This is a genomic window from Streptococcus danieliae, from assembly GCF_009767945.1.
Lineage (GTDB): Bacteria > Bacillota > Bacilli > Lactobacillales > Streptococcaceae > Streptococcus > Streptococcus danieliae.
In genome coordinates this window covers 1-12,332 of sequence record NZ_WSRS01000057.1, presented here as the reverse complement: position 1 = coordinate 12,332, position 12,332 = coordinate 1, and the positions used below count along the sequence as shown (strand labels likewise).

Here is a 12,332-nt window from a genome sequence, read left to right as displayed (position 1 = left end):
TTCGCATCCACTAAACCAATCTCCTCTACTCATGTTTTCTGAGACTAGTATAGCTAGATTTCTACTTTATCGGAAGATACCTTGTTATTGGGCGCTTACGAAAAATAGCTGATTTTTCACGAAAAAAAGAGGCTGCTTTCAACCTCCTTTTCTAGTTTACATCCAATTGTATAAATCACTATAAGGATGACTAGCTGCATCCCAAGAAAAATCTCGGTGCATAGCTTCCTGCATTAAATTGTACCAGACATCTTTTTGATTCCAATACAAATAAATCGCTTGATCAATAGTCCAGGTCAACCAATAACCACTTAGATTATTGAAGGAGAAGCCTGTTCCAGAGCCATTCACTGGATTGTAGGCCTGAACTGTATCACGCAAGCCCCCAACTTCATGAACAATTGGTAGACTGCCGTAACGCATGGCCATCATTTGTGACAGACCACAAGGCTCAAAACGACTCGGCATCAGGAACAGATTGCTGGCTGCGTAAATTTCCTGAGCTAGAGCTGGATCAAAGGTCATGGCTGCCACCATTTTTTCAGGATAATGCTGACCAAACCAAGAAAAGACTTGCTCAAAGCGAGGATCTCCGGTTCCTAGCACAACCACTTGAACATCCCGTTGGAGAATCTGATGCAGTTCCTCAACGACCACATCAAATCCTTTTTGATAGGTCAGGCGTGAGACCATCCCAATCAACGGAACTTCTGGTCGCTGTGGTAGACCCAGCCGTGCTTGCAGAGCCGCCTTATTAGCAGCCTTGCCACTTAAATCATAGGCTGTGAAATGATGAGACAAATGGGGATCGGTTTCTGGATTGTAGAGATCGGTATCAATCCCGTTTACAAAACCAAACAGCTTCCAATTTTCATGCCGCAGCAAAGGATCCAGACCACACCCAAACTCTGGCGTCTGAATTTCTTGAGCATAGGATGGAGATACTGTGGTTACCCGATCGGCATAGGTGATTCCCGCTTTCATCCAGTTCAAATCTTGGCCCCAACGCACCGAACCATTCCAAAAATCTTCCAAACCCATTCCAAATAATTCACTCAACATCTGAGGGTCAAATTGTCCCTGAAATTCTAGATTATGAATGGTTAAAACGGTCTTAATTCCACGATAGGCTTCAATCCAAGCATACTTGGTTCGTAAAAGGAAGGGCATCATGGCTGTATGGTAATCATGAACATGAAGAATTTCTGGAATAAAATCAATCTTTTCCATCAACTCCAAGGCTGCTTGTTGGAAGAAAGCAAAGCGTTCTCCATCATCAAGGTCGCCATAGACATGTCCCCTAAAGAAATAGTATTGGTTGTCAATAAAATAAGTTGGAACACCATCCCAGACCAGATACTTGACCCCAACATATTGGCGGCGCCAACCCACTGAGACCTCGTAAGAACCCAAATCTTCAACTTGCTTGCCAAACTTGGCCTCAACGCTGTCATAATAAGGCAAGACGACACGCACATCATGGCCTTTTTTAACCAGGGATTTAGGGAGTGCTCCAATCACATCTCCCAAACCACCTGTTTTTGAAAAGGGTGCTCCTTCTGCCGCTGCAACTAAAATTCTCATCTAATAATATCCTCTGTAACCTCTTGACCTTTTTCAATAACGACTGGATTTTCTTTCTGTCCCCGAATCGTCACACCAGGTGCAATTTTTGCTTCCTTATCAACAATCGCATACTCAACCCGAGCGCCTTCTCCAACCAGCACCCGTGGGAATAGCAGACTGTCCTTCACAACTGCATTAGCCTTGATCCGATTGTTCCGTGATAAGATGGATCCTTCAACAGTTCCTTCAATAATACTTCCTGATGCAAATTGAGATAGTGACACTTTGGAACCTGGCGCATAATAAGTTGGCTCCTCATTTTTAACCTTGGTATAAACCTTCTGATTTGGACTAAAGAGCGAGTTGAATTTTTGCTGGTCAATCATGTCTAGATTTGCTCGGTAATAAGATTCAACCGAGTAGATATTAGCAACATGACCGGTATATTCATAAGCAAAGGCACCAATCTCTTTCGCAAAATCACGAAGTAGGTAGCGAATCTTACGAGGATTAGATTCCTCCAACTCCTTCTCAATCGCTGCAATCAGAAGTTTCGTGTTGACCAAGAAAATGTCAGTTGACATATTGTAGACTTCCTGAGGCAGGGTATCTTCAAACAACTCATGGTCAGTCACCATATCATGGCTGGAAATTCTCAAAATCGAGTTGTTGCCGGCAATATCACTAGCCGGAAGTTTCTTGTAGATGACAGTCATTTTCCGTTTTGTCGCTTGGTGCAAATGGAAGACCTGTCTAAGGTCCACGCTAAGTAAAACATCACTATTCAAAACAACTGTCACATCGCTACCCGAACGGTGAAGGTAAGTCAACAACTGCTCGTAGTATTCAGACTTCACGTAATCGGAATCGGCATCGGTTGTATACAAGCCCAAGTAATAATGGCTCAAGAGCGTCGACAAGCCCCACTCGCGACCAGACCGAATATGGTCAAAGACCGATGAAATGTTTTCTTCCTGGAAGATACCGTAAACACTCCGTACACCTGCATTAGCTAGACTTGAAAGTGGAAAGTCAATTAACCGGTATTTTCCTCCGAATGGAAGAGTCGCCAAAGGACGGTTTTCAGTCAGTTTCCCCATGTCATGTCGACCAACTGTATTTACAAGAATCGCTGAATATTTATCAATCTTCATCCTTTGGTACCCCCACTACTTCGTTATATCCTACAACCGCAATCTCTTCACTGCCGTCAATTTCCACGCCTTCACTAATCACGGCACCTTCACCGATGATCGCTTTTTTAATCACCGCACCAGCGCCAATCACAGCTCCACTCATAATCACTGAGTCCTCAACCACTGCTCCTGTTTTCACCTGAGCATTCGTCGACAGAATCGAATGTTTCACCTGACCATCCACATGACAACCGTCCACAATCAATGAATCTTCGACCGAACCATGCTCGCCAATAAAGTTTGGTGGTGAGATAAGGTTTTTGGAATAAATTTTCCATTGACGGTTACGGCTATCCAAGGCATTAGCTGGAGAAATGTATTCCATATTTGCCTCCCATAAGGAGTCAATGGTTCCCACGTCTTTCCAGTAGCCTTCAAATTCATAGGCGTAGACACTTTCGCCAGATTCAAGATAGGCTGGGATAACATTGCTTCCGAAGTCAGACATTTCGACAGAACCTTTTTCTGCAGCTACCAGGATATTGCGGAGACGTTTCCAGTTGAAGATGTAAATTCCCATGGAAGCCTTGGTTGTTTTTGGATTTTCAGGTTTTTCCTCAAACTCAATAATGCGGTTATTGGAGTCCGTGTTCATAATCCCAAAACGGCTAGCTTCCTTCAGCGGAACATTTAATACAGCGACTGTTAGACTGGCATTGTTATCCTTGTGGGCCTGAAGCATCTTGTCATAATCCATCTTGTAGATATGGTCTCCAGACAGGATGAGGACATATTCTGGGTCAATGCTATCGATATAGTCAATATTTTGGTAGATGGCGTGACTGGTTCCTTCAAACCAGCGATTGCCTTCACTTGCTGAATAAGGCTGGAGAATGCTCACACCCGTATTAATACCATCCAAGCCCCAGCTGGATCCATTTCCGATATGGGTATTCAGAGCCAGGGGTTGGTACTGGGTAATGACCCCTACATTTTGGATGCCGGAGTTCGCACAATTGGACAGGGCAAAATCAATAATTCTATAGCGACCGCCAAATTCAACAGCGGGTTTGGCAATATTCTTTGTTAATTTTCCCAAACGTGTTCCTTGCCCTCCGGCTAGGATTAAGGCCAACATTTCATCTCTCATTTAGATTTCCTCCTTATTCAACAAATTCTAATTCCATTAAAGCAACGTCTAACTCTCCACAGACTCTTCTGGCAGAAGCTCTGCTTCACTGAGTGCCGGTACAACTTCCTCCTCTTCCTCTTCAAATTTCGCTATCCTTCTCCAGATAACAGCCCCCATAGCTGGTAAGGTAAAGCTCAAGCTCTGCTTGTAGCTTTTCCATTGGCCAGTTTGACTAGCTGTATCTGGGTTGTGATTTAACCAAGAACCGCCCCATTCTTGCAACTCGCTGTTCCAGACTTCTTTGTAGAGGCCTGGAGTAGGAACTCCAATGGTAAAGTTCTGTCTCTCAACGGGCGCCATATTAAAGACACAGATCAATTCTGACCCTTCTTCATTCTTCCGACTAAAGGTCAATACTGTTTCATCTTTATTATCGGCATCAATAATCTCAATCCCATCATAGGAATCATCAATATCCCAGAGCACAAATTCATCCTTGTAGAAACGATTGAGCCCTGCGGTAAAGTGCTGCATCCGCCCGTTTAAGTCATCTCCTAGGTCCCCCCATTCCAATGCTTCTTGGGACTTCCATTCCAAAAATTGTCCCCACTCACTTCCCATAAAGAGCAGTTTTTTACCCGGGTGACAAATTTGGTAGGTATAGAGATTTCTTAAGCTGGCAAACTGGTTGTAGCGATCCCCCCACATTTTATGCATGAGGCTCTTCTTCCCATGGACGACTTCGTCATGGGAGAAGGGCAGAATGTAATTTTCCTTAAAGATATACATAAAACTAAAGGTCACAAGATTAAACTCATACTTACGGTAAATCGGGTCCATTTCATAGAAGCGCAGGATGTCATTCATCCAACCCATATTCCACTTGTAATCGAAGCCCAGGGAATTTTCTCCCTCTCCGGTAATCTGGGTATAGCTGGTCGCCTCTTCCGCAATCATCATCACCTCAGGGTGATAGGTCTTCATGACTTGATTCAATTTTTTCAAGAAATGGAAACCTTGGTAATTGAGGTTGCCTCCATCTTCATTGGGGGTCCAAGGCCCCTGATCATAATCCAGATAGAGCATATTGCTCACGGCATCGACCCGCACCCCATCTAGGTGGAAGGTCTGCACCCAATAATTGATACTGGAAATCAAGAAGGATTGAACATGGGGTTTCCCTAAATCAAAGTTCAGAGCACCCCAGCCATAATTATGGGCCCTGTGATGATCTTGATACTCGTAGGTCGGCGTCCCATCATAGTAGGCCAGAGCATCATCATTAATGGTAAAATGCCCCGGTACCCAGTCTACTAATACACCAATATCTGCTAAATGACAGGCCTCCACAAAATCCCGAAACTCTTCCGGTGTTCCATAGGATTGCTCTAAGCCAAAGTAGCCCATCAACTGATAACCCCAACTCTCAGCCAAGGGATGGGTCATCAAGGGCATAAACTCCACATGCGTATAATTCATGGCCTGCAGATAGGGGATCAGCTCGCGTTGCAAATCCTTAAACGTATACGGTTGTCCATCTGGATGAGTCCTCCAAGAACCGGCGTGAATTTCATAAATGGAAATCGGCCTTCCCTTAAAGCCCAGAGCCTTCCGTTGGTCCAACCAGTCCTGGTCTTGCCAATCCTTGTCTGGCAGGGTGTAGATCACAGCGCTGGTTCCAGGGCGTTTTTCGAAGAGACGAGCCATAGGGTCAATCTTATCAACCAGTTGCCCGCCCTGTCTCTCCACTTGAAATTTATACAGCTGCCCTTCTTGGGCTAGATCGGTCCAAACCTCCCAGACTCCCGCTTCATTTTTAACCATGGGAATCCTCTGTTCTTGCCACTGGGTAAAGTCCCCTATGACATAAACCATCTGAGCCCTCGGCGCCCACACCCGGAAGCTATATCCATCATTTTCACGATGAACACCCAGGTATTCTTGAAGATTGTAATTTTCACCGATACCAAAAGTCCACATAGCCTCGCGATAATCCATATGATCACCCTTTCTACTTTGTAAGCGCTTTTTTATAAAAATATTTTACTATATTTCAAGTAATTTCACAAGTTATTATACAACATTTTTAGGAAAAACAAAACAATTGTCTGAAAATAACCAACTGTCATTTTCCCATTTTCAAAAAAGGAAAGTCACAAAAAAACCGAACCCGGGAAAAGCCGAATCCAGTTTCATTTATCTGATATGATTAGTCAAATTCTACGTACTCTTTTTGGAGTTCTAGAACTTCTTCAGCCGTTCCACACTCTGTTAGAGCACGGTTGGCCATTTCTTGCATTTTTGCAGTATCTAGTTTCTTCATCAAGCTACGAGTCCGAAGCACAGAAGTGGCACTCATTGAAAACTCATCCAAGCCCATTCCGACAAGAAGTGGAACTGCTTGTTGATCTCCTGCCATTTCTCCACACATACCAGCCCATTTACCTTCAGCATGTGCTGCTTTAATGACATTGTTAATCAAACGAAGAATAGATGGATTATATGGTTGATACAAGTAGGAAACTTGTTCATTCATCCGGTCTGCAGCCATGGTGTACTGAATCAAGTCATTGGTACCGATTGAGAAGAAGTCTACCTCTTTGGCGAATTGATCTGCAATCATCGCTGCCGCTGGAATCTCAATCATGATACCAACTTGAATGTCGTCTGCAATCGCTACACCTTCAGCCAACAAATTGGCTTTTTCTTCTTCCAAGATAGCTTTCGCTGCTCGGAATTCAGATAGAAGCGCAACCATTGGGAACATGATCCGTAGTTTACCGTGTACAGAAGAGCGAAGAAGTGCACGCAACTGAGTCCGGAACATTTGATTTCCAGTTTCAGAAATAGAAATCCGCAGAGCACGGAAACCAAGGAAGGGATTCATTTCTTTTGGCAAATCAAAGTAAGGAAGTTCCTTATCTCCACCGATATCCATTGTCCGAACAACAACTGGTTTACCATTCATTCCTTCCAATACAGCCTTGTAAGCTTCATATTGCTCATCTTCTGTCGGGAAGTCTTGCGAATCCATGTAGAGGAACTCAGTCCGGTAAAGACCAACAGCTTCCGCACCATTCTCGTTAACCCCTTCAACATCTTTTGGAGTACCGATATTGGCTGCCAATTCAAAGTGCTTACCATCAGCTGTCACAGTCTGAGCATCTTTTAAAAGAGCCCATTCTGCTTTTTGTTTGGCATAAGCTTCACCAGCCGCTTGGAAAGCTGCAATCACTTCTTCTGATGGGTTGATCACAACTTCACCAGTGATACCGTTAACAGCGAGTACATCGCCATCTTTAACAATTTCAGTGATATTGTTTGTTCCAAGAACAGCCGCAATTTCAAGCGTCCGAGCCATAATCGCGGAGTGACTTGTCCGTCCACCAATGTTGGTTACAAAGGCTTTAACAAATTCTTTGTTCAACTGGGCTGTATCTGATGGAGTCAAATCGTGAGCAATCACAATTGCTTCCTCATCAATCGCAGCTGGGTTTGGCAAACGCACACCCAGAAGATGGGACAAGACACGCTTGGTTACGTCACGGATATCTGCAGCACGCTCTTGCATGTATGGATTGTCATCCATATTTTCAAAGAGAGTGATAAACATATCTGTCACTTCTTTTAGTCCTGCCTCAGCATTGACCTTCTTCGCACGAATTGTTTCTTTGATTTGACCGATCATTTCTGGATCCGCCAAAACCATCAAGTGAGCATCAAAAACTTGTGCTGCTTCTTCACCTAGGCTATCTACTGCGTTAGTACGAATGAAAGAAAGCTCGTTTTGAGAAGCTTCTAAAGCAACATCTAAACGAGCCTCTTCTGCATTTGTATCTTCAACTGAAACAGTCTCAAAAGACAAATCAGGTTGGACAAGTAGATATGCCTTAGCAACAGCAACACCATCAGATGCCGCGATTCCTTTAAGCATATTTGTCATCTCCTTATGCCAAACCTTCTTTTTCCATTGTTTCTGAAATTGCTGCGATTGCGTCGTCAGCATCAGCACCTTCAGCAGAAATTGTTACATCAGCACCTTGGCCAACACCCAGACTCATAACACCCATGATGGATTTCAAGTTTACAGATTTACCTTTGTAGTCCAAAGTAATATCTGAAGCAAATTTGCTTGCAGTTTGCACCAAAAGTGTTGCTGGACGTGCGTGAATTCCTGTTTCTGCTACAATGTGAAAATCTTTAGAAGCCATGATGACTCTCCTTTTAATTTATTCTCAGGTTTTGATAACCCTTACAATTAGAAATTATACCATTTGTATTGTTTTTTTTCAAGAAAAAATTGACGCTTTCAGAAAAAAGGAACTTTTTCAGTCTCAAAAAGGATGGGGCTATACAAGATTTTGTTAAGGAAAGAACCCCTACCCTTGCTATTATCAAGATATAAAAAAATAAACCACTACATCTAGTGCTTGTGTGTTTTATAAGTACAAAATGTTGACAAAAATAGGGCTTTCCCCTATACTATTTCCATACTCAAAAACGAGAAGGAGGTACCCTTGTGGTAACTGTTTATTCAAAAAATAACTGTATGCAATGCCGCATGACTAAAAAATTCTTAGACGAAAATCGTGTATCTTATAAAGAAATCAATCTCGATCTTGAACCTGAATACATTGAAACAGTCAAAGAAATGGGCTTCGCAGCAGCTCCAGTTATTGTTTCCCCAAAAGGAAACTTCGCTGGCTTCCAGCCTAGTCTACTAAAACAACTAGCTTAATGGATCGCGTGAGGCAGGGTTTAGACCCCTGCCTCCTCATTTTGAATACAGCACTTGAAAGGAGATCCCACATGGGTCTTAAAGATTTAGAAAATGTCTCTTATTTTCGTTTAAACAATGAAATCAACCGGCCAATCAATGGACAAATCATGCTCCATAAAGATAAGGAAGCTTTGGAAGCCTTCTTTAGAGAAAATGTAATTCCAAACACCAAAGCATTTGCTTCTATTACGGAAAAAATTAACTACTTGATCCAGGAAAACTATTTGGAATCAGCCTTTATCCAGAAGTACCAACCAACTTTCATTGAAGAACTATATCAGTTTATCTTGGATCAAAAATTCCAATTTAAATCTTTCATGGCAGCCTACAAATTCTACAACCAGTATGCCTTGAAAACAAATGATGGCAACGAATACCTAGAAGGTATGGAAGAACGGGTACTCTTCAATGCCCTCTATTTTGCTGACGGGAATGAAGGAATTGCCAAAAACATTGCTAACGAAATTATTCACCAACGATACCAGCCAGCCACACCAAGTTTCTTGAATGCAGGTCGTGCTCGCCGGGGAGAATTGGTTTCTTGTTTCTTGATCCAAGTAACGGATGATATGAACTCTATCGGACGTTCCATCAACTCCGCTCTGCAACTTTCTCGGATTGGTGGTGGTGTCGGCATCTCCTTGAGCAACCTCCGCGAAGCGGGTGCTCCAATCAAAGGTTACGAAGGGGCTGCATCCGGTGTTGTACCAGTCATGAAACTGTTTGAAGACAGCTTCTCCTACTCCAACCAATTGGGGCAACGCCAGGGAGCTGGAGCGGTTTACCTCAATATCTTCCATCCAGACATTCTACAATTCCTATCCACTAAAAAAGAAAATGCGGATGAGAAAATTCGTGTCAAAACCCTATCTCTGGGAATCACAGTTCCAGATAAATTCTACGAACTGGCACGGAAAAACGAAGACATGTACCTCTTCAGTCCCTATTCTGTCGAACTAGAGTACGGTCTTCCCTTCAGCTACATCGACATTACTGAAAAATACGACGAACTCGTCGCTAATCCCCGTATCCGCAAAACCAAAATCAAGGCCCGGGACTTGGAAACTGAAATTTCCAAACTCCAGCAAGAGTCCGGTTATCCTTACGTGATCAATATCGATACCGCCAACCGGGTCAACCCTGTTGATGGAAAAATCGTCATGAGTAACCTCTGCTCAGAAATCCTTCAAGTACAAGAGCCAAGTTTCATTGACGATGCCCAAAACTACGTGCATCTTGGAACTGACGTTTCCTGCAACCTAGGCTCTACCAATGTCGTCAATATGATGACCTCTCCTGATTTTGGTCAATCCATTCGGACCATGACCCGGGCTCTGACCTTCGTCACAGACTCTTCCAATATCGAAGCTGTGCCATCTGTCGTTAACGGTAACCGCCAGGCCCACACCTTCGGCCTTGGTGCGATGGGACTTCACTCCTACCTGGCTCAAAACTACATCCATTATGGATCAGAGGAATCCTTGGAATTCACCAATATCTATTTCCTTTTGATGAACTATTGGACCTTGGTCGAATCCAATCAAATTGCGCGTGAACGCGGTCAAGTCTTTACGCATTTTGAAAAATCAAAATATGCGGACGGCTCCTACTTCGACAAATACTTGGAAAAGGACTACCAACCAAAATTGGAGCGGGTAAAAGAGCTCTTCAAGGATATTTTCATCCCAAGCAAAGAAGATTGGCAAGCCCTCAAGGAGGCTGTCATGAAAGATGGACTTTACCATCAAAACCGCTTGGCTGTAGCTCCTAACGGCTCCATCTCCTACATCAACGACGTCTCTGCTTCCATCCACCCCATCACCCAACGAGTTGAAGAGCGCCAAGAGAAGAAAATCGGGAAAATCTACTACCCAGCTGCAGGACTCTCAACCGATACGATTCCCTATTACACCAGCGCCTATGACATGGATATGCGCAAGGTCATTGATGTCTACGCAGCTGCTACAGAGCACGTTGACCAAGGGCTCTCCCTCACCCTCTTCCTTCGTAGTGATATTCCAAAAGGGACCTACGAATGGAAAAAAGAGACCAAACAGACCACTCGGGATTTATCAATCCTCCGAAACTACGCCTTCAACAAGGGCATCAAATCCATCTACTACATCCGCACCTTCACCGACGATGGCGCTGAAGTCGGTGCTAACCAATGTGAAAGCTGTGTGATCTAAAAAATATTATCAACAATGAGCAGGTCGCCCTCCTCATTACCACTTCCAAAGGAGCATCCATGCAAACCTATTACGAAGCCATAAACTGGAACAACATCGAAGATGTCATCGACAAGTCAACTTGGGAAAAATTAACCGAGCAATTCTGGTTGGATACTCGAATCCCCCTCTCCAACGACTTGGATGACTGGCGAAAATTGTCTAGCCAAGAAAAGGACCTAGTCGGCAAGGTCTTTGGCGGACTAACCCTTCTGGATACTATGCAGTCTGAAACCGGGATCGAGGCTCTCCGCCGCGATATCCGGACTCCGCATGAAGAAGCCGTCTACAACAACATCCAATTTATGGAATCCGTCCATGCCAAATCTTACTCGTCCATCTTCTCAACCTTAAACACCAAGGCAGAAATTGAGGCAATCTTTGACTGGACCAATACCAATCCTCACCTGCAAAAGAAAGCCCAAATCATCAATGAAATTTATGAAAACGGAACAGCACTTGAGAAAAAAGTCGCCAGCGTTTTCTTGGAAACTTTCCTCTTCTATTCAGGATTTTTCACTCCCCTCTACTACTTGGGGAATAACAAACTAGCCAATGTCGCTGAAATTATCAAACTCATTATCCGAGATGAGTCCGTTCACGGCACCTACATCGGTTACAAATTCCAACTCGGTTTTAAAGAACTAGCCGAAGAGGAACAAGAAAATCTCAAAAACTGGATGTATGACCTCCTCTATACCCTCTATGAAAACGAAGAGGCCTATACCCGCTCCCTTTACGATACCGTCGGTTGGACAGAGGAAGTCCTTGTCTTCCTCCGCTACAATGCCAATAAGGCGCTCATGAACCTAGGTCATGATCCCCTTTTCCCAGATACCGCTGATGATGTCAATCCAATCATCATGAACGGAATCTCCACGGGAACCTCCAACCACGACTTCTTCAGCCAAGTCGGAAACGGCTACCTCCTTGGAGAAGTTGAAGCTATGGAAGACGACGACTACCTCTACGGATTATAAGCACACAAAAAAGTCACTCAGATCTCAAAATCCGAGTGACTTTTTGTGTATTCCCGATTCCCTAAGGAAGTAAGGTAAGCGCCCAATAACAGGGTACATCAAAAAACCTCCAAGATTGTAAGCAGCTTGCTTTGAATCTTGGAGGTTTCTTTAACGACAATGCTCTTGTATTTGTTTTGCCCATGGTAAATAAGCCTCTAGAACCTCCTTTTTTTCGAGAGTCTCCTCGTTTGGTAAATGTTCTAGTAGGAAAACTATATATTTTTCACTGTCCACTTGGTGGAGTTTGGCTGTCTCAATTAGAGTCATAATAATCGCACTAGACTCTGCTCCCTCTAAACTCTGGGAAAACAACCAATTCTTGCGCCCCATTACTAAGGATTTGATTGCTCTTTCTGCCAAATTATTGGATAGAACGAGACGTCCATCCTCCAGTACAGTTTTGAATGTGGACTCATAATCCAAACTGTATTTGAGAGCACGGCCTAACTTGGATTCTGGTAAGACATA

10 protein-coding genes are annotated in these 12,332 nt (G+C 43.6%); 3 read left to right on the top strand and 7 right to left on the bottom strand.

Features of this window, described 5'->3' with window-relative positions; genetic code table 11:
• Positions 1-156: 156 nt before the first annotated feature.
• From glgA to E5983_RS06560, 6 genes are all read right to left on the bottom strand, one after another.
• Entirely contained in the window at positions 157-1,584 is a 1,428-nt protein-coding gene (gene glgA, locus E5983_RS06585; RefSeq protein ID WP_160333086.1) for a glycogen synthase GlgA, read from the bottom strand.
• Positions 1,581-2,720 (bottom strand): glucose-1-phosphate adenylyltransferase subunit GlgD, encoded by a 1,140-nt coding sequence (gene glgD, locus E5983_RS06580; protein WP_160333085.1) that lies wholly within the window; start codon positions 2,718-2,720, stop codon positions 1,581-1,583. Before glgD ends, glgA begins: the two co-directional genes overlap by 4 nt.
• A complete protein-coding gene (locus tag E5983_RS06575; protein ID WP_160333084.1) occupies positions 2,710-3,852 on the bottom strand; it encodes a glucose-1-phosphate adenylyltransferase in 1,143 nt (380 codons plus the stop codon). Before E5983_RS06575 ends, glgD begins: the two co-directional genes overlap by 11 nt.
• Before the next feature lie 48 nt (positions 3,853-3,900).
• The gene (gene glgB, locus E5983_RS06570; RefSeq protein WP_160333083.1) at positions 3,901-5,832 is read right to left on the bottom strand and encodes a 1,4-alpha-glucan branching protein GlgB; all 1,932 of its coding nucleotides are present in this window, start codon (positions 5,830-5,832) and stop codon (positions 3,901-3,903) included.
• A 211-nt stretch (positions 5,833-6,043) separates the two neighbouring features.
• Entirely contained in the window at positions 6,044-7,777 is a 1,734-nt protein-coding gene (gene ptsP, locus E5983_RS06565) for a phosphoenolpyruvate--protein phosphotransferase (RefSeq protein WP_160333082.1), read from the bottom strand.
• Positions 7,778-7,781: 4 nt separating this feature from the next.
• Complete coding sequence (locus E5983_RS06560; RefSeq protein WP_135035680.1) at positions 7,782-8,045, bottom strand: phosphocarrier protein HPr; 264 nt, start codon at positions 8,043-8,045, stop codon at positions 7,782-7,784.
• A gap of 308 nt (positions 8,046-8,353) precedes the next feature.
• Here E5983_RS06560 and nrdH point away from each other — a divergent pair, with 308 nt between their 5' ends.
• The 3 genes from nrdH to nrdF all read left to right on the top strand — a co-directional run bounded on the left by nrdH (position 8,354) and on the right by nrdF (position 11,822).
• Entirely contained in the window at positions 8,354-8,572 is a 219-nt protein-coding gene (nrdH, locus tag E5983_RS06555; RefSeq protein ID WP_160333081.1) for a glutaredoxin-like protein NrdH, read from the top strand.
• Between the two features lie 71 nt (positions 8,573-8,643).
• A complete protein-coding gene (nrdE, locus tag E5983_RS06550) occupies positions 8,644-10,803 on the top strand; it encodes a class 1b ribonucleoside-diphosphate reductase subunit alpha (protein ID WP_160333080.1) in 2,160 nt (719 codons plus the stop codon).
• Positions 10,804-10,862: 59 nt separating this feature from the next.
• Positions 10,863-11,822 (top strand): class 1b ribonucleoside-diphosphate reductase subunit beta, encoded by a 960-nt coding sequence (gene nrdF / locus E5983_RS06545; protein WP_160333079.1) that lies wholly within the window; start codon positions 10,863-10,865, stop codon positions 11,820-11,822.
• 150 nt (positions 11,823-11,972) lie between these two features.
• Here nrdF and E5983_RS06540 read toward each other — a convergent pair.
• Positions 11,973-12,332, bottom strand: a 360-nt coding sequence (locus E5983_RS06540; RefSeq protein ID WP_160332181.1) for an IS66 family transposase, incomplete at its 5' end; no start/stop codon positions are given.

Coding starts and splice junctions, on each gene's coding strand:
- glgA (WP_160333086.1), bottom strand. CDS start 1,584: ATGAGAATTTTAGTTGCAGCGGCAGAAGGAGCACCCTTTTCAAAAACA.
- glgD (WP_160333085.1), bottom strand. CDS start 2,720: ATGAAGATTGATAAATATTCAGCGATTCTTGTAAATACAGTTGGTCGA.
- E5983_RS06575 (WP_160333084.1), bottom strand. CDS start 3,852: ATGAGAGATGAAATGTTGGCCTTAATCCTAGCCGGAGGGCAAGGAACA.
- glgB (WP_160333083.1), bottom strand. CDS start 5,832: ATGGATTATCGCGAGGCTATGTGGACTTTTGGTATCGGTGAAAATTAC.
- ptsP (WP_160333082.1), bottom strand. CDS start 7,777: ATGACAAATATGCTTAAAGGAATCGCGGCATCTGATGGTGTTGCTGTT.
- E5983_RS06560 (WP_135035680.1), bottom strand. CDS start 8,045: ATGGCTTCTAAAGATTTTCACATTGTAGCAGAAACAGGAATTCACGCA.
- nrdE (WP_160333080.1), top strand. CDS start 8,644: ATGGGTCTTAAAGATTTAGAAAATGTCTCTTATTTTCGTTTAAACAAT.
- nrdF (WP_160333079.1), top strand. CDS start 10,863: ATGCAAACCTATTACGAAGCCATAAACTGGAACAACATCGAAGATGTC.